Origin of the sequence: Legionella sp. PATHC039, assembly GCF_026191275.1 — a bacterium.
Lineage (GTDB): Bacteria > Pseudomonadota > Gammaproteobacteria > Legionellales > Legionellaceae > Legionella > Legionella pneumophila.
The window spans coordinates 102,770-127,005 of the sequence record NZ_JAPHOP010000002.1 but is presented as its reverse complement, the minus strand read 5'-3'; the positions used below and the strand labels follow the sequence as shown (position 1 = coordinate 127,005).

The window sequence follows — 24,236 nt, the reverse complement described above, 5'->3', positions numbered from 1 at the left end:
TAATAATCAACTCATTTACGCTTACTTTTTAAAGCGGCCAGTTTGTTTTGGACTAAAACGTCCACAGCCAAACCACTCACATCGATCGCATTGGTGACATGATGAATGGTATTACACGTGATGACTTGCACCCCTTTCATCGCAGATAATAGAGAATAAGCGTCTTCTGCAAACAGCGCATGCACACCAATACAAACGATGGACTTGCTCCCTGCTTGTTGTAAATGCTTCACCGTCTCTACCATGGTTCTGGCGGTGGAAATGATGTCATCGACGAGCACGAGTGTCGAAGATTCGAGCTCAGGAATATAGGGTACTGAAATAGTCACCTCTTTATCACCATGCCGAATCTTTTCCAAAATCGCATAAGGAAAACGACCTTTTTCTGCAATATCGGCAACCCACTGCTCACTTTCCATATCAGGACCAATAAGAATTGGCTTAGGAACATGATGTTTAATCCATGTGGCAATCATCGATGTGGCATGCAAAACAAAAGTGGGAATTGAGTAGATTTCATCTAAAGAGTGATAGCGATGCAAGTGCGGATCAATCGTCATGAGCCAATCGAATGAAGTCGATAAAATGTCCGCAAAATAACGTGAAGTAATTCCTTCTCCTTCGTGAAAACGTTTATCTTGCCGTAGGTAGGAAAGATAAGGAGCAATCAAACCGATTTTTTTAGCCCCCAACTCTTTAGCCGTTTTGGCAAAAAACAACAAAGGCAGTATTTTTTCATCCGGCTGGTTTAAACTGTCCACTACCATAATGCTGCGACTTTTAACCTCTGAATCAATTTTTAAGTACCATTCTGTATCAGGAAAACGGTGGAATGTGACCTTACCCACTTCCACTTGAAGTGTCTTTTGTAATTGTCCGGCAATTTCTGAAGAATCAAATAATGAACATAACAGAGGCTTCAAGAATTTTCTCCTAAAATAATGATGTCTTGTTTATCGCGAAGTAAATCACAGGCGTAATGGAGCTCCCCTGAAGACTCCGAATGAATTGTAAACAAAGGTTCGCCTTTTTCAACGGATTCGCCGACATGGGAATGGAGGTCAATACCCGCCGATTTCGATTTAGGCGCACCAGCAAGCTTAGCTATTTTTGCAAGCTTTCGATTGTCAATGAGGGAGACTTTTCCTGCCTTTGCAGCCACAACAGGATAAGTAAAACGTGCCTTGGTCAATTCCCTCATCCCACCCTGAGCCTCACAAATGGCCTGAAATTTCTTAAACGCTTGTCCACTATCCAATAATTGCGTCGCAATGGATTTACCTAAACCCGTTGGTACTTTCGAAGAACACTCTAACGCAGCACCTGCAAGCGTCAACGCTCGTTCACGCAAATCATTGGGCGCATCAGGCAACCCTTGTAATACTGCCAATACATCGCGAGCTTCTAACGACGGGCCAATGCCATGGCCTACCGGCTGCGTCCCATCCGTAAATAAAGTATGGACAACAAGCCCTAACTCGTTACCTACCTCCTCAAGCAATTGTTTCAGAAGGAGCGCCATAGACTGATTCCTCACTTTGGCAGTAGGTCCTACGGGGATATCAATAACCGCGTGTGTGGCCCCTGTTGCAATTTTTTTAGAAAGAATGGAAGCCACTAATTGCCCTTCACTATCTAAATCAATGGCTCGTTCCACACGGATGAGCACGTCATCAGCAGGACTTAAACTCACAGCCCCACCCCATACGATACAGCCGTTTTCTTGTTCAACCACTTGGCGCATCTTTTGGGGACTTAAGTGGACTGGAGCTAAAGTCTCCATGGTATCCGCAGTCCCCGCGGGTGATGTAATGGCACGCGATGATGTTTTTGGAATCATCAATCCAAAAGCGGCCACAATGGGAACTACAATCAGAGTTGTGCGATTTCCCGGCAATCCTCCCACGCAATGTTTATCGACGACCAGAGGTGAAGACCAGGATAAGCGATCACCACTGTCTATCATGGCTTTGGTGAGTTTCATGATTTCCGTACGGGTTAGACGTCCTGCACTACTTGCCGCTAAAAAAGCGGAGATTTGTACATCAGAAAGACGACCGCTTAACACATCATCAATGATGATCTTCATTTGTTCATAAGACAGTTCTTTGCCATAAATCTTGGTATGCACATAGCTTAAGGATTCCAAGGGTTTTGGATGGGAGACCTGAATTTCATCGCCTTCTTTGGCATGTAAAGACTCCCAGGCGTAATCCGACAAACCAGCCTCACCAGGCTGAAGTAGCTCTGAGGTCACCACATTAAGAGTGGCTATCATAGAGTGCTGACCTAAAGTCACTTGGATACGCGTCTGTACTTCGAATCCTTCCGAATGACAAACATGACAATCCTCGCGCATGTAAATAATAGCTTCGTGATAAGTTTTAATCCCTAAATGTTTTAACCGAAGCCCATGAGAGGTTTTCTTACTCACCACAATTCCTCCGTTTGCAGATAAGAAGGAATGGTGCAAGAAAAACCTAATTGCTTCTCAATCTTCTGTTTTAGCGATTGGGCGCTGTGAGGCTCCCCATGGGTGATAAAAACCTTTTTAGGCGGATTAGTCAAATGAGTTAGCCATTCTAACAATTCCAGGTAGTCGGCATGAGCCGATGTACTGCTCATGACTACGACCTTAGCTTGTATCGGAATAAAACTCCCGTGAATTTTGACTTGCTTCTCCCCATTCACAATTCGAGCACCACGAGTGCCACCTGCCTGAAAGCCAGTAAAAAGTAGAGTATTTTTAGGATTAGGCGCAAAGGCTTTTAAATGATGCAGAATGCGGCCGCCTTGCGCCATGCCGCTGGCCGCTATGATGATTTGCGGCATGTGATGACGGTCAATCTCCTTGGACTCCTCAGGTGTGTTCACATAGGTGGCAACATGGCATAGTCCACGACATTGTTCTGCAGTTAAATGGTGGTCTTCTTTATAAGCGCAGAGTAAATGAGTGGCATCAATGGCCATGGGGCTGTCTAAAAAGACAGGAAGGTCTTTGGGAATTTGCCCTTGTCGTTTCAGTTCATAAATAAAATAAAGAAGACTTTGCGCACGCCCTACTGCAAACGCAGGAATAATGACTGAGCCCCCTCGTTTAACGGTTTGATTAATCACCTGAGCCATTTGGGGTAAGGGATCTGTGGCATCATGCAATCGGTCACCATAGGTGGACTCCATCACCAGATAATCCGTTTCTTGAATGAAGGCAGGGGCTTTCATAACGGGATCATAAGGACGGCCAATGTCTCCAGTAAACACAATGGAACCCTTTTGGGTTTTTATTTTGACCATGGCCGCACCCACAATGTGACCGGCACGATGATACTCAAAACTGAAATCATGGAATAATTGATGCGGGGTATCAAAATCAATGGTTTCAAAATACTGCAATGCTGTCCGAGCTTCTTTTTCAGTATAAAGAGGAAGAGCAGGTTGGTGTTTGGAGAATCCATACTTATTGGCCAAGCGTGCTTCTTCTTCCTGCAGATGACCACTGTCGGGTAACAAAATGGAACACAGTGCTTTGGTACCCGGTGTTGTATAAATTTTGCCTTGGAATCCGTTTTTGACGAGCAAGGGAAGATAGCCTGAATGGTCAATATGCGCATGAGTGATAATCACCGCATCAATATCATGGGGATCAATTGGCAAGGGCGCCCAGTTACGTAATCGTAATTCTTTGTAGCCTTGAAAAAGACCGCAATCAATCAGGATTTTTTTAGAACCAATGGTCAAAAGATATTTAGAACCAGTAACCGTCTCAGTTGCTCCTAAAAAAGTTAATTTCATCTTGCCTCCGTTAAGTCTGCTGTTTTTTTCAAATCCACTTGCCAACGCCACATCACATAAACCACAGGAATCACAATTAAAGTCAATAAAAGGGCAGAAAAAACCCCACCGACCATGGGTGCTGCAAGACGCTTCATCACATCAGCCCCAATGCCTGTAGCCCACATCACCGGTAATAGGCCAATGATGTTAGCAAGACCCGCCATGGCCATGGGACGAATGCGGGAGACCGCACAAAGTTGTACCAGCTGAATTAAATCGGGCAATGTTTTGAGCAACCCTTTTTCCTTTTGTTCATTGTAATCAGAATCAAGGTAAGCGAGCATCACGGCACTGGTTTCAGCCGCAACACCAGCAAGCGCAATCATCCCCACCCAAACGGCAATACTCATGTTGTACCCTAATATATAAAGCAGCAAAAAGCCGCCAAATAAAGCGAAGGGTACGCCAAGCATCACCATCAAGGTCTCGGTAATGGTGCGGAAAGTAAAGTAAAATAAGACAAAAATGATGGCCAAGGTCAGTGGCACAAAAATTTTAAGTCGCTCATAGACCCGTTGCATGAACTCATATTGTCCCGACCAAGCAAGCGTATAGCCTGGAGGCAATTTCACTTTGGCGTTGACCACTTGCTTTAATTCCTCCACATAGCCACCAATGTCTCGGCCACTGATGTCAATGAAGACGTAACCTGCTAACATGCCATTCTCATCGCGAACCATGGCAGGTCCTGAACGAAAGGTTAAAGTCACCAATTGCGCAACGGGTACCTCCGCACCACTGGGTGTTTTGACTAAAATACGATTGAGTTTGTCGGGGTCATCACGCAATTCTCGCAAATAACGCACATTCACTGGGTAGCGCTCACGCCCCTCAATCGTGGTAGCAATGTTTTCACCACCTACAGCGGATTCAATGATGCGATTGACGTCCATAATGGTTAAGCCATAGCGAGCCAACTGGTCCCGATTAATTTGAAAATCAAGGAAGTAACCTCCAGCCACCCGCTCTGCATAGACCGTACTGGTGCCCTTCACTTCTTTGGCCACCATTTCAATTTCTTTACCAATGGCTTCAATCTTTTTAATGTCAGGACCAAAAACTTTAATCCCTACAGCCGTTCGGATGCCTGTGGTGAGCATGTCATTGCGTGCTTTAATGGGCATGGTCCAAGCGTTACTCACACCTGGAAATTGCAACGCTTCATCCATTTCGGCAACCAGGCTTTCATAAGTCATTCCTTTGCGCCAAAATTCTTTAGGCTTTAACTCCACAATCACTTCCATCATATTAAATGGAGAAGGGTCGGTGGACGTTTCGGCTCTTCCCGTCTTGCCAAAAACGTGCGCCACTTCAGGAAATGCTTTTAATTTCTTATCCATTTCCTGAAGTAAACCCGTCGCTTGAGTGACTGAAATACCTGGTAAAGTAACCGGCATATACAAAATCGTCCCTTCATAAAGAGGGGGCATGAATTCAGAGCCAATGAGTTTATAAAGAGGAATGGTGGCAAGAGCCAATACAATGGCAATTCCCACCACGAATTGACGATATTTCAAAGCAAGCCTCAACACGGGCGCGTACATTGTTTGCATCAAGCGAGTAATCGGATGTTTTTGTTCAGGGATGATTCGACCACGCACCAAAAGAGGCAATAGGACAGGAATTAAGGTGATGGCAAGTAAAGCGCTCATGAAAATGGCCAAATTCTTAGTATAAGCCAAGGGCGAAAACAGCCGCCCTTCTTGAGCTTCCAAGGTAAAAACGGGCATGAAGGAGATGGCAATGACCAAAAGGGATGAAAAAATCGCAGGCCCCACTTCTTTTGCCGAATCAATCAAGACTTGGGTACGATCGCCCGGACTTCCTTTCGCTTCCCAATCCGCCAAGCGCTTATGGGCATTATCGACCATGATGATGGCCGCATCGACCATATCGCCGATGGCGACAATAATGCCCCCGATGGACATGATATTAAGTCCAACATGTAAGAAATAAATGGGGATAAACGAAATCAAAATTGCCAGCGGCAAAGTAATAATAGGAATCAATGCCGAGCGAAAATGACCTAAAAACACAATAATGAGTAACCCAACCACCACCAGTTCTTCAATCAAGTTCCAATTGGCCGTGGAAATCGCTTCCCGGATTAAGTTACTTCGGTCATACACAGGAACCATTTTTATCCCTTCCGGGATGGCGGAAGCTAATTCTTTCAATTTATCCTTGATGCGGCCAATTACTTGCAGCACGTCTTCACCAAAGCGCATGATGACAATACCGCCCACGGCTTCGCCTTGGCCATTTAAATCGACAACCCCACGGCGCATGTCAGAGCCAAGCTGAACAGTTGCCACATCACGTAATAAAATTGGTGTGCCATTGGCATTAGTGCCCACGGCAATTTTTTCAATATCCTCGGTCGACTTAATGTACCCGCGGCCACGAATCATGTACTCCACACCCGAAAACTCAATGACCCGTCCGCCGGTGTCATTATTACTCATGCGAATTTTTTCAACAATCTCAGGAACCGATAGGTTGTAGGCAAGGACTTTGACTGGATCCAAATTGACTTGGTATTGCTTGACAAAACCTCCCACACTGGCTACTTCAGACACCCCAGGAACCGCTCTTAACCAATAGCGCAAATACCAATCCTGAAATGTGCGTAACTCAGCCAGGTTATGCTTGCCATTGTCATCCACCAAGGCGTATTGATAAATCCAACCCACCGGTGTCGCATCAGGCCCCAATTGAGGAGTCACTCCTTCAGGTAATTTTCCAGCCAGCTGACTCATGTACTCCAAGACCCGAGAGCGCGCCCAATAAATATCCGTGCCATCCTCAAAAATGATGTAGACATAAGAAAAGCCAAAATCAGAAAATCCCCGCACAGCAACAACCTTTGGTGCAGATAAGAGGGCGGTTACAATGGGATAAGTGACTTGATCTTCCATCAGATCGGGCGAGCGCCCCATCCAGGTCGTATACACAATGACTTGAGTGTCTGAAATGTCAGGCAATGCGTCCATACGGGTATTCTTCAAGGCAATGTAGCCCATGAAAGAAAACCCGAGCACAAAAAGCAACACAATAAACCGGTTGCGTGCACAAAATTCAATAATCCGTTCGACCATAAAATCCCTTTATTCCAAGGCCAAATCACGCCTCTTTATTAGAGCTTCTTTCCCATTATAGCGGTTCAGAAAGAAAATCTATTGATGTTGCATGCCTCCCATGGCCGCTTTCAACTGGCTCTCTGAGTCAATGAGGAAATTGGCAGACGTAATAATTTGATCGCCCTCTTTAACCCCTTTGATTATCTCAAGCAAATCCCCTGCCCTAACCCCTAAGGTCACGTCCCGCCATTCAATTTTGCCATTACCATGGTAAATAAACACCACTGCGCGCTCACCTGTGAGTAGAACAGCATTTTTAGGGACCACAAGACGTTCACCCAAAGGTACTTTGAGTTCCAGATTCACATACATGCCCGGTTTTAATTGCTCCTTCTGGTTGTCCACTTCAAAGCGAACCTTGGCTGTACGTGTTTTCATGTCAATCGTAGGGTAGATAAAATCAAGCTTGGCCTTAAATAATTCATTGGGCAAGTAGGTAAGGGTCAAATCAGCCATTTGACCAAGACGAATATAAGGAAGCTCATATTCGTAAATGTCCCCTAAAACCCACAAGCGTGATAAATCAGCAATGGTATAGAGTTCATCTCCTGGCTCAATGCGCATGCCCACCAGCGCCATTTTTTTAAGCACCGTACCTTGGATGGGGGAATGAATCGTCATCGTCCGAGTGATTTTGCCCGTACGTCTTAATTGCTCAATGTCTTTTTCGGAAATCCCCCACAGCAACAACCTTTGGTGGGCTGCTTGAAAAGCAGACTGCGCACCACGAGCCGCACTCGATGTCGTATTTTTGCTTAATATTTTTTGGGCATTAAGGGCGAGCAAATATTCTTGCTGGGTGGCGACCAATTCAGGACTGTAAACGGTGAAAAGAGCTTGGTCTGCTTTGACTTTTTCTCCAGTAAAATTAATGAATAAGTTCTCAATCCACCCATCAAAGCGCACATGAATATGGGCAACACGCCGCTCATCGGCTTCAACACGCCCCACGGTACGGATTATTTTTTCAACCACTTGGCGACGCACCGGCTCTGACGTAATGCCAATGGCTTGTAAACGAGCCGGATCAATCACAATCTCATTTCCTTGAGTGGACTGTTTCATGTCCATCTTGTCATGATTATCCATGGCCTGTTGCGCCTGAGTTACCTGCAACAACGAAAGTAAACTCAAGATAACCACACCCTTGATTATCATCTTAAAATTCATAAGAACGTCCCTGTGCTTTCTTCGATTTGTGCTATCGCTTTTTCATGTTCAGCGAGTTCACCGTGCCATTCCAATTCATTTTCTTGCAGCGTCAATAAATTATTCAGCATCGTTAAGAAATCCACTTTGCCCACGCCGTAGGTGGCTTGCGATGAAGTAAATGTTAAGCTGGCTTGTGGAATGATGGTATGTTGAATCAGATGAATGAGTTTTGCAGAGCGCTCTGCCAACAAATAAGCATTTTTCACTTGAAAAGAAAGCATACGATAGGTGGTCTGCAAATCCTCAATATCCGCATTATACCGCGCAAGTGATTCGCGCACGGCATGATTTTGCTTTTGCATGAAATAAAGAGGCACGGTTGCTTTTAACAAGACTTGATAGCCTTTGGTGTGCATTCCCGTATCATGAAGTCGTCCCCCTTCGATTTCCACATCCGGGAAATACTCCATTTTACTTAAGCGGATGGCTTGCCGTCCTTTTTGAACAGCACGTTGCTGCATGATTAATTGCGGCGCTCGGCTCTTAACGAGCGTATAAAAATACTCTAAATTATGACACATTGGCGTTACAGGGAGCACTGCTGGTGTATGGATTGTAATTTCTAAAGAACGATTTAAAAGGCGATTGATACCCGCCTGCAGGGATCCCCGTTGTTGCTTTAAGATGACTAAACGCATCAGCAGACGAGAAATCTCAGTTTGGGCACGATAAATATCTTGTTGTGGTGTTTTCCCCACACTGTAATTGGCTTCGGAACTCTTTTCCATTTCATGAAGAAGCTCTTGGTTTCTTTGTACGATTTCAATGGATTTATTGACAAAATAAAGGTCGTAATAAAGCCGTTTTAATTCAGCAATAACGGCGAAACTAGTGGCTTGATATTCTGCTTCCGCTCTTTTGGCCTCTAGCGTTGCTATCCTTCCTCGCACAATGAGTTTACCAGGAAAAGGAATTTCTTGTTGGCCACCCAACATTTGCTCTCGCCTTGGATCCACATCCATAGGGATATTCTCAGACATGTTGATGTACCCTGCATTCAACTTGGGATCAGGTAACGCACGCGCTTGTGGAATCACATGGATTGCTGCCAGCAGTCGGTCGCGTGCCGCACGAATTTGAGGATTGTTTTGCGTGGCCTCATTGATTAGCTGCGATAAAGCAGGCGGTATCTTGGCATAAGATACTGGTCCTGTAAAACATGAAAAACCTAAGAGAATAGTCCAAATCATTTTTTTAACACTAAAATGCTTCATTTGGTGCCTTCCTTAGCCGCTTCTGAGCTTCTATCACTAACAAAGGCACCATGCCTAATAGAATCCAAACAACGCACTGAGTGAGTGAGACCGGTTCAATGCCAAATAATTCGCGCAGCGCCGGGATATGATGAATCAAGACCTGCAGGGAAAAACTGATGCTCACAATAAAAAAGAGTCTTAAATTGGAAAACAATCCTACTTGCCAGATGTTCTTCGTGTCGCTTCGTGCTCCAAAGGCCCGTAAAAGTTCGGCGGTTACTAAGACAGAAAACGCCGCATCCTGGGCTTGGACTAAATCCTTATCGATTAAATATTCATAAGCAAACACACCAAGAGTGACTAAAGCCGTTAAACAACCCACAAAGGTTACTCGTTTGAAAAACGCCATATCCATCATGGATTTTTGCGTGGCTCTGGGGGGACGATTCAAAATCCCTGGCTCTGACATATCGGTAGCTAAGCCAATGGCCGGTAAACCATCGGTTACTAAGTTAATCCATAATAATTGGATAGGAAGCAACGGCAATGGCCAACCAATTAAAAGGGCTACAAACACAACCAGTAACTCCCCACTATTGCCTGCTAATAAAAAGCCAAGTGTTTTGGCAATGTTATCGTAAATAGTCCGGCCTTCTTCAATGCCCGCCACAATCGAGGTGAAATTATTGTCCATGACAATGATGTCAGAGGCTTCCTTGGTAACTGCAGTGCCTGTTTTTCCCATCGCAATCCCCACAGATGCTTCTTTTAAAGCAGGTGCATCATTCACCCCATCGCCTGTCATCGCCACCACCATTTGTTGTTTTTTCCAGGCCCGTACGATTTTTAATTTATGCTCCGCAGTCACACGAGCATAAACAGCAATGTCTTTGACGCAATGGTTAAACTCCTCCTCTGACATGTTTTCAAGTTCGTTGCCAGTGAGCAATCGATCCCCTGCCTCCAAAATGCCAAGCTCTTTGGCAATGGCTTTTGCTGTATCAGGATGGTCTCCTGTAATCATCACTGGTTTAATGCCAGCCTTTTTACAGCGACTGATGGATTCCTTGCTACTCGCATGAGGGGGGTCCTGAAGACCAATAAGACCTAAGAAAACCAGGTTATGTTCAATCTCTTCCTCTTCTTTTTCTAAAGCTATAGGCTCTATTTGACGCTCAGCAAAAGCTAACAGTCTTAATGCTTCGCTGGCCATGAGTTCGCAGGATTGTTTCATGCGCGCTTTATCATTAGGTGTTAATTTTTTAATGCCTGTTTTGGTCAAAATATAGGTGCAGCGCTCCAAAATGAGTTCGGGTGCTCCCTTAACAAAAGCGATGTTTTGATGGTCTTGTCGACACACAACCGTCATGCGTTTGCGTTCGGAACTAAAGGGTAACTCTTTGATGCGAGGATAAGAGGATCGCAGTTCCCCTTGCCAAACGCCTCCTTTGGCTGCAGCAACCAAAAGAGCCACTTCAGTTGGGTCTCCCACGGTTGTCGTCTGTCCATTTTGCTCGCTAAATTCTGCGTTATTACAAACTGTCATTGCTCGTAAGGTAGCTTGCAACAACGTGTCATCAGACACATTAATTTCCTGGCCTTGTAGTGAAAATCCCCCTGTCAGGTTATAACCCTCTCCCTGAATGCTATAAACATCACTTGCTGTCACAAGCTTACGCGCCGTCATTTCCCCTACCGTCAACGTTCCTGTTTTATCGGTGCAAATGACTTGTAAACAGCCGAGTGTTTCAACCGCCGATAATCGCCTTACCAGTACGGCACGCCGTACCATACGCTGCACGCCAAGCGCTAAAGCCACTGTGACTACAGCAGGTAATCCTTCAGGAATTGCAGCCACTGCAAGACTGACTGAACTCATGAACAAACTGAAGATAGGGATGTTACGTAAGAGACCTAAGCCAAAAATGGCAATGATAATGAAAAAGCAAAGCCACAATAGACGAGAACCCACTTGATTGAGTTTTTTCTGCAAAGGCGTTTCATCACGAGACGCTTCACCCAGCATTTTGGCAATGTGCCCCATTTCCGTTTGCATACCAGTCGCCACGACAAGCGCGCGACCTGTGCCATCGGCTATAGAGGTGCCCATAAACACCATGTTTTTACGATCGGCTAGAGGCGTTTCTTTAGCACAAATCTCTAGGTTTTTAGCGACTGGTATCGATTCTCCGGTGAGTGGTGCTTCATTGACTTTAAGCGCTGATAATTCAAAAAGGCGAGCATCGGAAGCGATTAAATCACCGCTTTCAAATAGAAGAATATCTCCTGGTACGATATCAGAAGCAGCTATCACCCTCACGCGGCCATCTCGCAACACGGTGGCTTTAGGAGCGGCCATTTGTTGAAGAGCAAGCATGGCGCGATCGGCACGATATTCTAAAACAAATCCAATGATGGCATTTAAAATGACAATGGCCAAAATGGCAATGGCATCGGCTTTTTCATCCAACAAAAAAGACACAACAACAGCACCTAAAAGCACCCAGGTGACCACACTTGCAAATTGTTGCAAAAAAATGAGGAAAGGAGACGTTTTTTTCTGTTGACTCAGCAGGTTGAGTCCCACTTCTTTTAACCGCTGTTGTGCTTCTTTCTCAGATAGTCCTAAAGATAAGTCAGTTTCAAACAACAATGCCATATCTGCAGGTGATTTTTCGTGCCACTGTTCTGCCATAACAGCCATCCTTTGCATTCGCCATCCATTATGATGTGGTGCGCATCATTTTATCCCAATTTTTAGTGCCCAAATAGTTCTTATTTAATAGAGTGAGCGCTCATGTTAACCTTTAGGATTGAGTAAAAGATTTTAGTGTTAGCGACCACCACCGCCACCATGACCAACATGGCCTTGAGCGACATGTTCTTCCAGACTCTTAGTATTCTTACTGCTCGTGCCACTGCTCATGCATGCAGTAAGAATAAAACAACACGCCAAAACCATCCAATGACTTTGTTTCATGATGATTTCTATCCTTGATTTTAAAGGGAAATAATTACAATATAGACTCTTTGGTATGGATAAGTCAAAACAAAGTGTTCTCTGCTTTGACAGACAGTTAGCTAAGAATAACCTTTGAGAAACCCAATTAAAATGTCTTGATGTGTCCTCAAAAAAACCTAAAAAGATTTAGCGTGCAAAAGAAAATTTTGTCCCTTTGTTTTGAATTAATTGAATGATAGTTGAATTGTTTTTAGCTCACTTTTTTCGTATCCTAAACCGATTCAAAATTTGAGCTGGTTTTTTGAAATATTAAACTATTAATTGACACATATCACATCAATTTCGTCATCCCAATCAATTACATCGATGACGCTCCTAATAAACATTTAAGATACCTCTACTTATATTTAATGCCTGTCTTAAAAGGACAATCATGATATCATTCTATATGCTGATCAAAATAAATAGCTTACAGAATAGGACTATAAGAAATTATTTTATAACCAATTGGTTTTCTTGGAGACAAAAATATTGTGAAGAAATTTGCCATCACCCTAATGAGCTTGATATTCATTAACTTATATCATCCCACTGCTTTCTCGGAAAAGCCTAATCAGCGCATGATGAACAATCAAGCAACACATTCTTTGAAATCAAAAAATACCTTGCAATTATCTATTCAAGAGATAATGGATAAAAAGGACAAGAAACTGGTGTTCATCAAATTAATTGACACAAAAAACAATAAACCAATCACCTTAAACGATCTTATTGAAGCACATACACAAAAGATTCATTTGTTGATTATCGATGATAGCCTCCTTGACTATAGTCATGTCCATCCAGTCGAAACAACGATACCAGGCATCTATCAATTTGAATGGCAGCCTACGCTTAAGAGTGCCTCCTATCGAGCATGGGCTGATCTTATACCGACTAATACAAAAACCCAAGAATATGTAGTTGCCGATTTACCTTTCCCAAAGACAAAAAAGAAATTGGAAAATCCTATTCATCGACAACCATTATTTGAAAGTAGTGTTGATGGCTACCATTTTAAATTGTCTTTTGATAAAACACCATTGCACGTCGGTCAAGCAGTCATGGGCAAAATTGACATCACCGATGCAAAGGAAAACCCAGTTCATACCTTAGAGCCCATTATGGGTGCTTATGCCCACATCGTTGGTTTTAATGAGGACTTTAAAACAGTAACTCATGTTCATCCAATGGGCAAGGAGCCTACAAATAATACGGAACGAGGAGGACCTGAATTGCTATTTCATATAAAACCTAACAAAGTAGGATTTATTAAAATGTTCGCCCAAGTGCAAATCGATGGGAAAACACTGTTTGTTCCGTTTGGAGTTACAGTAAATTCATAAAAATCTTGCTGGAAAATCCCCAGAATAATGATATCCACCAATTGAAGAGTTAAGGCGATTAAAGGTGGCATTGCAGCACTTACTGCATCCGTGTAAACAGCATCGACCGAATAACCTCTGCCCTTCTTTTCACCACATTGGAGCCTAAGGAGAATCATCATGACTAATTCACATGGAACTATGATTATCTTAGGCGGTGCAATAATAATCAGCACAAGAAAATAATTACTTTTTCTCCAGTCTTTGGTATCTTTAATCACATTGTCTTTGCAAGCAGAAGACGTTGAACTGATTTAATCAGTGGTTTAATTTTTCTCATGGCCTTTTGCGGTAAGAGAGCAAATCCCTCGCTCAGGATTAGGCTCAACCTCTCGCCCAAGAATGGCACTTAATTCCTCAGCTCCTCCAACGTATTGACTATCAAGCCATATTTGAGGAACAGTTATCGGTGTTTTTGCACCAACAATGGGCTTAACCCGTGCCAGCATCTCATACAAATCCCTTGGATTTTTTACCACATCGTGAAATTCATAAGAAAGTTTGGCTTCTTCGAAATACTGTTTGGCATGCTGGCAGTGGATGCAATGGGGTTTACCAAAAATATGATTCCCCGTTAATGTGGTTTGTTTTGCATGGGCCTCAATCACCGCTTGAGTTAACACCCCACGATTCAGAGCATGGCCTTGGCTAATCACTTTACCCTCAACCAGTACAATAGGGGCATGCCACGCCCCTTTCAATAACGGCTTCCACCACTCATTAAGCCAGGCATGAATGTCCAATTCGACAGGAATGTCTTTTAAATCCGTTGCAATCGCATCCAAGATAATATCCTTGGTGAGCGAACATTCACCACAAGGGACTTTGATTTTGAAAGCCCCATATTGTCCTTCCCAACGATACAGTGTGATTTTGACTGACATATTAGAATGGCCTTTTCTTGTTCCCAATTAATGCTCAAAAATACCCATTAACACGATCACCATCATATCAATATAGAGGAACCTCCTTTTAATTCAATCTACTTTCTACCTATTGAATAATTTTTTTCACCTCTTTGCGATGCAGCAGATTACGAAAATAGCACCAGTCTTCCCTAACCCTCATATTTCTTTAATTGTTCTTGTTTTCTTAAATGGATTTCCTGTCTGTTAATGGATATATTTTTAGGAGCCTCAATACCCAACTTAAAGTTGCCAGGCTCAAGAGTCTTAAAGGGAGTAATAACTACCTTCTGATTGCCTTCCAGGGTAATAATTAAATCGGATTCAAAGGCTACGGTTCTTATTTCCATGTTAGTTTACTCGTTTTAGTTCAAAATAAATGCTGCAAAAAAGCATTAATTGATGGGTTTTCCCTATGCGGGCATTTTAATCTTAAAGCCAATGCCTGTTCAAACACAGTCCTCAAGAAAAATAGCTCCACTTACTACAGCGACCATCGCAACTCCATGGGTAGGGACAGACAAAAATGGAGGTTCTTTTTTTATTGCATAAAACCCATTAATGCTTGGCTTAACACCATCAAATGAATCCTGCACCTCATCGGATTGATACACATCCATTTGTTCCAGGCTGATGCCAATTAAATTATCCAAGGTCATGTTCAGCTCCCATAATAAATAGCTTGGGATTATTTAAAACCTCCTGAATGAAAAGATCTTGTTTTTGTAAAGATGCCTTCCATTGTTCCCTGGAATATATTTTGGGATTAATTTCTCGCCCTAAACTAGCTTGAGCAGCATAAAGAGCCTCAACTGCTTCTGTAAAGTCAACCTCACCAATAATAAGCACATCAATATCACTTCCAAGGTTTTCAGTTCCTTTGGCCACCGAACAAAAAAAAAGCCACTTCAATTTTTTCAGCTAATGGAGTTAAAAAATCAAACAACACATCCACCAAACCAGACGTTTTCTTTAAAATGCTTGTAAGCTCCATATAAATAGGAAAATTTCGATTTGCTTGGTAATAAACTTGATTACCACTCTGCTCGCGCAGAAGTACTTTGGATTTAGCAAGTTTGGATAGTTCTCGATGAAGTGTACCCGCTGTGGTATTCGTTAACCGCGCAATCTCTCGGACATGATAACGCTCATCAGGATGAAGCAATAAAAGTGCCAGCACACGCCGCCGATATTCAGAAAACAATATTGAAGTATCAAACATGATTTTTATTTTGAAGCCAACTAAGCTTCAATCATAGCCTAAAAAGCTACACCATTCAATCAGATAAATAGGAAAACCAGAAAAATAAATATCAGTTATAAATCGACGCCCCACTGAAGAGCATCAACACTACAACCAATGACCTCAACGCTCTTGTGCCAAGACTTAAGGGCTCCGTCTTGGAGAAAGCATAAATGGTATTTCCCAATTACGTAATCGTATTATTGGATACGAAAGGGGATCTTGAATAGTTCTTTTCAATAATCAATAAACCCCTGCTCTTTATTACCACGGCTTCATATTAAAAGGAGATGGGTTAAAAATTTCTTGTTCCCCATCTTCAGATTTAGTATGTATCTCATTAGCTTCTTGTGTGGAGGATTGATCTTTATTAGACGGCCTGGGTTCCCTCGAAAGTGGATTTGGAGCAAAGCTTTGCTCTTTTGTTACCTCATCTCTTTCTTGTGCTTTCGGACTGGGTACGGGTACTAAATTATTTGCTAGCTGTTGGATAAATGCATCGTATAAAGCTAATGTGGGCATGGTAATGCGAAGAGAATGTATGTTTCCCTCCTCATCCTGAAGGATTTGTATGCAATCATCAGAAAGATGATTTTCTTCTTTAAATTCACTGAATTCGTTTATAATCGCTTCCATGAATTTTTTTAATTCATGTCGTTGCTTTGGAGTTAATTCATTAGGATCACATTGTAATTCAAGCTTAAGAGTCATTGATTCACGATCACTATCAACCAACAATTTCCCATCAGCAATTAATTTTTCAATTATTTCTGGGTCAAAACCAGACTCTAAATCAAGTTCTTCTGAACCAAACACTCCTACCAATTCATCTTCAGACCCAACTACTTTGCCTGATTTAGTTAGGAATTTATCTTCACCAGGACTCGCTTTTTCCTCAGATGTCTTCTTATCAGAGGTGGCACTATCACCTCCGCTACCACCTGCGCCATGTCCGGAACAAAGGCGCTTAGGTGCGATTTCTTTAAAACAAGTCGGACAGCGTACTTTTGCACCTTCCTCAGCAGCCTCTTTTTTTTCTGCTTCCTTTCTAAATTGTTGTAAAGCTAATGCTATAGAAGAGGTTTTGGGTTCATCTGCCGTTATGGATTCAAGGACAGGCTGATGCTTTTCTTTGTCTTTTTTCATGAGAATACTCCAGTGCAAGTTCATAATGGTTTCATCCGAATAAAGATTTACTTATCTGTTATTATACCGAGTTAAAAAAACCCAATTGTATATAAATTGTACATTTATTGGGTTACTCGTTTTTTTGACTTAAAACATCGAGTACATAGTCCCAAATTTTACCTGCTACATTAATTCCTTTCCCATCAGACGGATTGAGATGTAATTCAATGTAAGGGAAGCTATTATTTTCAATAATTCCAAATTGTTGCTTATGCCATGGAAGAGAAATGTCCTGACAAATAAAATCAAGACCCGTAAGCGGTATATTGAGGATTTTATGTGCTTTTTCCAATAATAGTTTGTTCTCAGGATGTATCAGATCGGTAACATCACTGATTTTTGCACCACTACTCATAGTAACTTTTTTTGCAATAAAGATTTGTTGTCCCTTGTTTATTACCGTATTAAGAGCAACTCCCTGGGCTGACAAAATGTTTATCAAGTTGCTATTTGGAGTAATTTTATATGGATATTTACCATGACCTTCTTTCCACGTAACTTTATTTTTTTTATCAATTAACTCTTGAAGTATAGTGACACCATCGCCAACAATGCTCTCAGGTTGTCGCCTCACACAAGCGATTAATGAATCATTAATAATTAATGACCGATAAACATCCCCAGGTATGTGTTTTTCAACCAGCACGCGAAAATCAACTTGCTTTACTATGTTTATCGCTTCTTTTAATTCATTTGGAGTTTGAATAGTACATGAAGTGTGAATACTTAGAGATTCAGATAATGGCTTAACCACAAGAGGAAATCCCAATGAAATGCCATAGTTGTAGGCTTTTTTGCTGGAAATAAAAACCCTCCCTAAGGGGCAGGGAATTTGGCTATCTAATAATTTTTTCTTGAAGATCCATTTATTATCATATTTAGTATCCTCATCAAAGCGTGTATTTTTTTGAGAAATAAGAGAGATTGGAGTCTGTATGAAATAATATTTTTTCTTATTGTAGACCAACTTAAAATACAGAGTATGCAAGTTAGATTCCTTAAAATTATACAGCTCTAGCCCTCTTTTTTGTGCTTCATCCCAAAATGCAAGGACACTGTTATTGAATTGTTTCCTATCAATGGTCTGAGTCTTGGTATATAGTTTTAGTTTTTGAAAAATATTAATGACCAACTGATTTAATAGGTTATTGAATCGTAAAAAATCATGCTCTGATAGGAGAAAGAGTTTAGATAAAAGATAGATAAATGGATTGAATATAAAATAATGGAATAAATTAAAAAATTTTCTTCGAAAATGAGAACGTTTTTCGGGATAGCAATGCTCACAATGTTTATTGTCCATATATGCTGTGGGAACAGGTTTTAATGATTTGCAAATGTCACGTGAAGACTTGATTTCTTTATGTTCATCAAAATTTTTAACATAAGCGCTCATAATTTATCTCCACAGATTCGCCCATTAGCTATCATTATATCGAGTTAAAACAGATCAATTGTATATAAAATGTACGGATGCGCCGTGTGTTTGCTTACCTACTGATATCTATGTAACACTGAACTTAAAAATCAATTCAGACTAAATTTGTTTAGAGAGTTTTCTTATTTAAAGAGGCTTAGACAGAACGAATGAAAGATAAATCAATATTGCTTGTAGAAGATAACGTTAAGTTAGCCAATTACCTCAAAGAAAGCTTACAAGAAGCAGGTTATGATGTTTCTATTGAAAAACGTGGTGATAGAGCGGTCTATCGCATCATTCGTGAGCAACCTTGCCTAGTCATATTAGATATAATGCTTCCTGGCATGAATGGAGATCAAATATGCCATACCATTAGAGATGAGTATTTGGGGAAAATACTCATGCTAACAGCAATTAATGATATTGAAAGTGAAGTATCCTCTTTAAATTTAGGAGCAGATGACTACTTAACTAAACCTGTTGCAGATGAGGTTTTGAAAGCAAGAATAGAGGCATTGTTACGTCGACCCAATTTAGTTAATAATCAAAATCAATTTCAATTTGGCAATTTTTCTATCAATTTTAGTACTAAGAGTGTTCATCTCTTTGATGAAGAAATTTCAATAAGCACCAGTGACTTTGAAATGCTTGCTTTGTTGGTTAAGAACCATGATAGGTTGCTGAGTCGAGATAGCATTATGTATGCTCTTTCTGGGCATGAATATGATGGGGTTGATAGAGGTATCGATTTAAAAATATCACGTTTAAGAAAAGCATTGAATGATAATAATAAAAAGCCCTATCGTATAAAAACAATCCATAAAAAAGGATATATATTTGTATCAGCGGCTTGGGAATAAATACAGATCACAGCCACCGATCTTATGTAAGACTTATGAAAAATAGTAAAAAATTCTTTTGCCTCGATCTTGAGATTTTTCGTCCAGTTATGAAAGCTTCACCAAATATATCGCAAATCTATAATCATTTGCCCTCGACAAAAGTATCATTTTAGAACGTTTGTACAATATATATACATTTGAGCCGAGTGTTTTTGATAAAATCAACCTATTATTTTAAGTAATAGTCGAGATGAGTCATGAAAGACGCTGCAATAGAAATCTTAATATATAAACCAGATCCAGATCATCCACTGCCTGAAAATCAGAGAGGTGTGGTGATAAATCCTCACTTAAAACAACGGTTCAAGCAATTTGTTCCAATTGGCGTCTATTTAGAAGGCTCTGATTTGAAGTATTATTTTTTCGATCAGTGTGATAAATCCCCAAAAATCTATAGTAGTTTGGATGAACTCAAACGAGACTTACCGAAAGAACTAGACAATATATTTGAGAAGAACCCAAAATTATTTATTATGGGCCATGCTGGTGGTGGCGAATATGGTATGGGTAATTGCCATGGCCCAAGTGAGCAGTTATATGATGATAATTTTGATAATTTATTACATGGTTTTAAACGAGCATTGCCCGCACATCATGGTGAAGTTTTTGTGACTTTAGAAGGTTGTAATACAGACAATCAACTTAATGCTGCAGCAAACTCACAGGAAAAAACATTTTTAGAAAGAGTATCAGTGAAACATCCAGAAATCACGTTTGGTGGAACTGGACCATGGAATGCGCAAGATGTACAGACCGGCTTCCGATCCCTTTCGCCGGCATCCCCTATCACATCGATGGCAGGAAATATTTGGAAGGCTGGAAACAGTGTTATTTTTCATCATGGTGAATATCAAGTTGCCGTTCGAAAATCTTTATTTGCCTCAACACAAACAGCTAAAGAACTAAAAGTTAACACCATAGAATATGCCCGTGCAATTCTAGGTAAAGACGGAGCCGATGAACTGATAGCAAAAATCGCTTTAAATCGAGATATTCTAAACATTCAAGATTTAAAGAAAATTGAGGGTTTTCCAGAATTGCGATTTGAAGGAGAAGATGTTGCAAAGTTTGTTGAACAGGAAAATCAAATATTAGGTAAAGAACAAGAAAATTATTTAACACATGTCCGTGATATCTTAGGTCGGGCGGACCCTATAGAACAACTGACAGATAGAGATGTACTAGAACTTCTCTTAGGTTTAAAAGAACCTTCTGTATTTAAAGGTCATGAAGACTTGCTAGAGTCAATTCTAGCTAATAAAGCTTTGTTAAACCTGGCAATGGTAAGTTGTGGAAAAGTCCTTATTGGTAACCCAAGTAATGATAGCGTCATTGCTTTATTATTAAAACATGGCGCTGATATTAATAGTGCTGATAAAAAAGGCATGACGGCTTTGCACTATGCGGTACAGAATTTTTATAATTATAGAAAAGAGCCGTTACATCTCATTAAAAAGTTATTAGAGTGTGGTGCTAGTCTTGAAGTGCGAAATGAAAAAGGACAGACTCCTATCGAGACAGCGCAAGAACATAGCAAAGATGGAAGAGTAACTGCTAGTGATAAGCTTCTCGCATCTTTGAAATCTAGCAATTCGCCACCAACTCCCATAGAACTAAAACAATCTGTTAGACAAATATTTCAGATGAGTCAACACAAGGCTGATGAACTACTTTCATTACCTATTGCGAAACGTGAATATAGCAAATGCAGTGAGGGCACTCTTTATATTCCTGAAGATGCAGTGGAAAAATTGCATGGAATCTTGCAATCTGCAACGGGGAGTAATGAACTATTATCGGCGTTTGAATCAGAGCTTAGTGTGGTTATCAGCGCTCTTGAAAAAGGCATTGGAACTGGAGAAGCGATTGATGGTGAGGAAGATGAATTTATCCCTAAACGTTTTGAAAATGCAAAACTCCAGTTAACAGCGGTTATCGACGCACTGGTTGGGATGAAACAAGAGATGGATACTTCAAAAGATACTACAGTTGAGGACCAACTTCCAAAACTAAAATCTTAATCGTTAAGAATATATTGGAAGTACTATGGTGAATCGAGCACCTTTTAATATCGGTGATTGTGTAGCCATGACCTTTCCTCCGTGGAGATTAACAACTTTTTTAACAATAGCTAATCCTAACCCAATATGTTTATCTCCAATTCCTGCGTCTTCAGCAATTGTATATTCAGAAAAAATGTCATCCGCACCCTCCTCCGGCAAGCCTGGGCCATCATCGTCTACGTGAAGTAAAATATGACTATTATCCAGCGAAATGGTTAAAGAAATAGTGTGCTCTGCAAATTTCATGGCATTTGTAATCAAATTGGTAACAGCGTGTTTTAAAATATTTTCATCTATGTATGCTTTCAAAGAATTTAACTCATTAGAATAAAATGTAATTTCAAATGTTGAGGAAGAATAAGACTCTAATAACTTTCTTAACCATACTATTATATCGGTCTCAGACTGTTTTAATTTCAATTCGTTTGAATGCATTTTTGAGTAAATCAAAAAAGTGCTGACGATGCGATTTATGTCTGCAATATCTTCTTGTATGCTGTTTATCTGTTTATTGAGCAATGCATCTTCAGCGTTTTTCCTTTTGATACTATCCGTCGCCATTTGTATGGTTGACAAAGGGGTCCTAATTTCATGCGCGACAAACCGGCACAATTGTTTATGTGATTCAATCAGTTCTTTTAATTGCTCACCCATTTGGATGATATTTCTATACAGCCCATACAAAACAGAGGTAGTACCTATTTTCCGATGAAAATCAAAGTTCCCTTGACTGAAATTTTTAGTTATCTGATACACCTTTTTCATATTTCTAACAAAAAGCAATGAAAATAAGGCAATAAGACAAAGGGATATAAAAAAGAAAGTTCCTATAAAATAATACATAACATCACTGATTCTTGCCATAACTGGCAGATAGCTTAGTGGGCCAATTTTGAGTATTCCACCACTAAAACGATAATAGAGAATAACAATTTGTGACGAGTTTTTATTTGTTTCAAATACTAGACGCTTTGTTGATAAAGAATTAATTATATTACCTGGTAAGTATTTACTTTTAGTTTTATAAACATGAAGAGGGAAACCATATATTTTTTCTAAATGTAATAGTTCATTACTCCAGGTATTTTTTGATTTTGATAATAAATGTTGAACGACTTGTTTTAAAACAGGATTCATATAATTAAAAATAATTTCGCCAGGATCTGAAAAATTGTAAGCTAATGCATATGGGGTATTACCAATTTTTTTATACGCAGTATGTTCTACAATGACCTCGTTTAGAAATTGATAGGTTGTACCTGATAAAAAAATGATTTCATCATTATTTAATTGATTATTCTGCACCAGGGTGAGTTTTAGACTGTCGATTGCTATAAGATGAATAACATTATCTGTTTTCTTCTTTATTATCGCATCCCAGTTTGATTTCGGGTTATTAATTAACTCTTTTTCTAAACTAATTAAAAGCCCTTGCGAGGTCGTTTTTCCAGCATTAACAACTATCTTTGTCTCAACTGACTTTAAATATTTAAAAAATGCCAAAACAAGAATTAAAAAAATCACAAAGAACGCAGTCAAAATTTTAATATAAATATTAAATTTCATTACTAGGCACTCTAAATAAAAATAATAGATGCCTTTTCACAAGAAAGTACTCTGGATTATCTTTGATAATTTCAATATCTAATTCTGGCATAATTATCCTACGTTTTGTCTATCTTTATAACTCTTGTAATTAGCCTATTTAAGGCATCCAAATTATCGATATTCGTTATGGCCTCATCAAATAATGATAAAGTCTCTGGATCGTGTGTTTCTAAATACTTGAATGCTTTTTTGGACCTTGATAACGCAATTCTTTGAATACAAAATAATCCTCTAGAATTGTGAAGATTGACCAAATATGGCGATATTTTCCTTCTAAATCTCTAGTATACGCCCTTGCCAGCATTTTTTGATACCACACTCTACGTGCTGTAATTTCATCAGGAGGGAGGGACTCAGGCAATATTAAAAAAGCAGAGAGTTTTTTTAATAACTCTGTGCCAAAATGAGCTTTTTCAAGAACAACGATGCCATCTGACATACATAAATGTTCATCAGAAATTGAATCAAAAGCATTCTCGGGATAAACAAAAATATCATGATAAACTTGATGTGCTTCATCAAAGCGTGCAATTCGTTGCTTATCTCCTTTTTCCCTAATCCCTGCAATCATAATCACTGGTTACTGTGAAGTCTCCTCGTGCGCGCGAGCCATATAAAATAATTGTATGGCAATGATGTAAAGATATTAATTCATCAACAATGAATTGCAGAACAGCATCATTTTCTAGTGATATTTTCTTTTGTGTCATTCCCTTACCTTCTTATTTTGTAACCATAATACCAAGGACTTCCTGTGGTGGAACTGGTTTGAACCGTATGATCTACTCCTCCTGAAATCAATACCTCCAATAGCAGGTTTTAACGTTTTATTGCCCACGGTTAAAATGACTTCACCTTCAAGCAACATGAATAACTCATCCGTTTCATGCTTAAAATCCTTCCAAATTTGACCTGGGGGATCTTCCCAAAGCTCAAAACTAAAGCCACGAGAGCGCCAATTGTTCTCAATCGTTATTGCATCCTGCATTAAGGACTCCTATTTAAAAGACACTTTCAATTTTACACCAGTGAAACTGAAGAATAATAGACTATACAATTATTAACCAATGTTGGTCTATACATGCAGTACTGGGGGAATATCGCTTAATTAAAAGCATCACTACAAAGGCCGTCAAAAC

22 protein-coding genes are annotated in these 24,236 nt (G+C 40.3%); 3 read left to right on the top strand and 19 right to left on the bottom strand.

What is annotated here, in order from left to right:
* Positions 1–11: 11 nt before the first annotated feature.
* The 8 genes from OQI99_RS15880 to OQI99_RS15845 all read right to left on the bottom strand — a co-directional run bounded on the left by OQI99_RS15880 (position 12) and on the right by OQI99_RS15845 (position 12,362).
* The gene (locus OQI99_RS15880) at positions 12–923 is read right to left on the bottom strand and encodes a ribose-phosphate pyrophosphokinase (protein WP_021460732.1); all 912 of its coding nucleotides are present in this window, start codon (positions 921–923) and stop codon (positions 12–14) included.
* On the bottom strand, positions 920–2,434 hold the full coding sequence (locus OQI99_RS15875) for a thymidine phosphorylase family protein (protein ID WP_025519943.1): 1,515 nt from the start codon (positions 2,432–2,434) through the stop codon (positions 920–922). The genes OQI99_RS15880 and OQI99_RS15875 overlap by 4 nt, the downstream gene beginning before the upstream one ends.
* Positions 2,431–3,792, bottom strand: a complete 1,362-nt coding sequence (locus tag OQI99_RS15870; protein ID WP_021460526.1) for an MBL fold metallo-hydrolase RNA specificity domain-containing protein — start codon at positions 3,790–3,792, stop codon at positions 2,431–2,433. Before OQI99_RS15870 ends, OQI99_RS15875 begins: the two co-directional genes overlap by 4 nt.
* Entirely contained in the window at positions 3,789–6,932 is a 3,144-nt protein-coding gene (locus OQI99_RS15865) for an efflux RND transporter permease subunit (protein ID WP_131795769.1), read from the bottom strand. The genes OQI99_RS15870 and OQI99_RS15865 overlap by 4 nt, the downstream gene beginning before the upstream one ends.
* A gap of 78 nt (positions 6,933–7,010) precedes the next feature.
* Entirely contained in the window at positions 7,011–8,144 is a 1,134-nt protein-coding gene (locus tag OQI99_RS15860) for an efflux RND transporter periplasmic adaptor subunit (RefSeq protein ID WP_021460528.1), read from the bottom strand.
* A complete protein-coding gene (locus OQI99_RS15855; protein WP_021460529.1) occupies positions 8,141–9,400 on the bottom strand; it encodes a TolC family protein in 1,260 nt (419 codons plus the stop codon). Before OQI99_RS15855 ends, OQI99_RS15860 begins: the two co-directional genes overlap by 4 nt.
* On the bottom strand, positions 9,387–12,077 hold the full coding sequence (locus OQI99_RS15850; protein ID WP_165482334.1) for a cation-translocating P-type ATPase: 2,691 nt from the start codon (positions 12,075–12,077) through the stop codon (positions 9,387–9,389). The genes OQI99_RS15855 and OQI99_RS15850 overlap by 14 nt, the downstream gene beginning before the upstream one ends.
* Before the next feature lie 138 nt (positions 12,078–12,215).
* A complete protein-coding gene (locus OQI99_RS15845) occupies positions 12,216–12,362 on the bottom strand; it encodes a hypothetical protein (protein WP_021460531.1) in 147 nt (48 codons plus the stop codon).
* 515 nt (positions 12,363–12,877) lie between these two features.
* Here OQI99_RS15845 and OQI99_RS15840 point away from each other — a divergent pair.
* Positions 12,878–13,729 carry a hypothetical protein gene (locus OQI99_RS15840; RefSeq protein WP_021582650.1) on the top strand — a complete coding sequence of 284 codons (852 nt, stop codon included), beginning with the start codon at positions 12,878–12,880 and terminating at the stop codon, positions 13,727–13,729.
* Positions 13,730–14,034: 305 nt separating this feature from the next.
* Here the strand turns inward: OQI99_RS15840 and OQI99_RS15835 are convergent, their stop codons facing one another.
* From OQI99_RS15835 to OQI99_RS15805, 7 genes are all read right to left on the bottom strand, one after another.
* Positions 14,035–14,652: a glutaredoxin family protein gene (locus OQI99_RS15835; RefSeq protein ID WP_021460532.1), complete on the bottom strand. Its 618-nt coding sequence runs from the start codon at positions 14,650–14,652 to the stop codon at positions 14,035–14,037.
* A 173-nt stretch (positions 14,653–14,825) separates the two neighbouring features.
* Entirely contained in the window at positions 14,826–15,023 is a 198-nt protein-coding gene (locus tag OQI99_RS15830) for a carbon storage regulator (RefSeq protein ID WP_021460533.1), read from the bottom strand.
* 99 nt (positions 15,024–15,122) lie between these two features.
* Complete coding sequence (locus OQI99_RS15825; RefSeq protein ID WP_029345383.1) at positions 15,123–15,332, bottom strand: hypothetical protein; 210 nt, start codon at positions 15,330–15,332, stop codon at positions 15,123–15,125.
* Entirely contained in the window at positions 15,319–15,561 is a 243-nt protein-coding gene (locus tag OQI99_RS15820; RefSeq protein ID WP_021460535.1) for a nucleotidyltransferase domain-containing protein, read from the bottom strand. Before OQI99_RS15820 ends, OQI99_RS15825 begins: the two co-directional genes overlap by 14 nt.
* Positions 15,545–15,895, bottom strand: coding sequence for a winged helix-turn-helix domain-containing protein (locus OQI99_RS15815; protein ID WP_021460536.1), 351 nt, complete (start codon positions 15,893–15,895; stop codon positions 15,545–15,547). Before OQI99_RS15815 ends, OQI99_RS15820 begins: the two co-directional genes overlap by 17 nt.
* Positions 15,896–16,180: 285 nt before the next feature.
* Positions 16,181–17,062: a hypothetical protein gene (locus OQI99_RS15810; RefSeq protein WP_021582649.1), complete on the bottom strand. Its 882-nt coding sequence runs from the start codon at positions 17,060–17,062 to the stop codon at positions 16,181–16,183.
* Positions 17,063–17,174: 112 nt separating this feature from the next.
* Positions 17,175–18,500, bottom strand: a complete 1,326-nt coding sequence (locus OQI99_RS15805) for a hypothetical protein (RefSeq protein WP_021582648.1) — start codon at positions 18,498–18,500, stop codon at positions 17,175–17,177.
* A gap of 191 nt (positions 18,501–18,691) precedes the next feature.
* Here OQI99_RS15805 and OQI99_RS15800 point away from each other — a divergent pair, with 191 nt between their 5' ends.
* Positions 18,692–19,384: a response regulator gene (locus OQI99_RS15800; RefSeq protein WP_021460541.1), complete on the top strand. Its 693-nt coding sequence runs from the start codon at positions 18,692–18,694 to the stop codon at positions 19,382–19,384.
* 239 nt (positions 19,385–19,623) lie between these two features.
* On the top strand, positions 19,624–21,447 hold the full coding sequence (locus OQI99_RS15795; protein ID WP_021460542.1) for an ankyrin repeat domain-containing protein: 1,824 nt from the start codon (positions 19,624–19,626) through the stop codon (positions 21,445–21,447).
* 3 nt (positions 21,448–21,450) lie between these two features.
* On the opposite strand, the gene OQI99_RS15790 is transcribed toward OQI99_RS15795, so the two are convergent.
* From OQI99_RS15790 to OQI99_RS15775, 4 genes are all read right to left on the bottom strand, one after another.
* The gene (locus OQI99_RS15790) at positions 21,451–23,055 is read right to left on the bottom strand and encodes a sensor histidine kinase (RefSeq protein WP_021582647.1); all 1,605 of its coding nucleotides are present in this window, start codon (positions 23,053–23,055) and stop codon (positions 21,451–21,453) included.
* 211 nt (positions 23,056–23,266) lie between these two features.
* Entirely contained in the window at positions 23,267–23,674 is a 408-nt protein-coding gene (locus OQI99_RS15785; protein ID WP_261411088.1) for a hypothetical protein, read from the bottom strand.
* A complete protein-coding gene (locus OQI99_RS15780; RefSeq protein WP_021460547.1) occupies positions 23,652–23,807 on the bottom strand; it encodes a nucleotidyltransferase domain-containing protein in 156 nt (51 codons plus the stop codon). Before OQI99_RS15780 ends, OQI99_RS15785 begins: the two co-directional genes overlap by 23 nt.
* Entirely contained in the window at positions 23,804–24,085 is a 282-nt protein-coding gene (locus tag OQI99_RS15775; protein ID WP_021460548.1) for a hypothetical protein, read from the bottom strand. Before OQI99_RS15775 ends, OQI99_RS15780 begins: the two co-directional genes overlap by 4 nt.
* Positions 24,086–24,236: the final 151 nt, after the last annotated feature.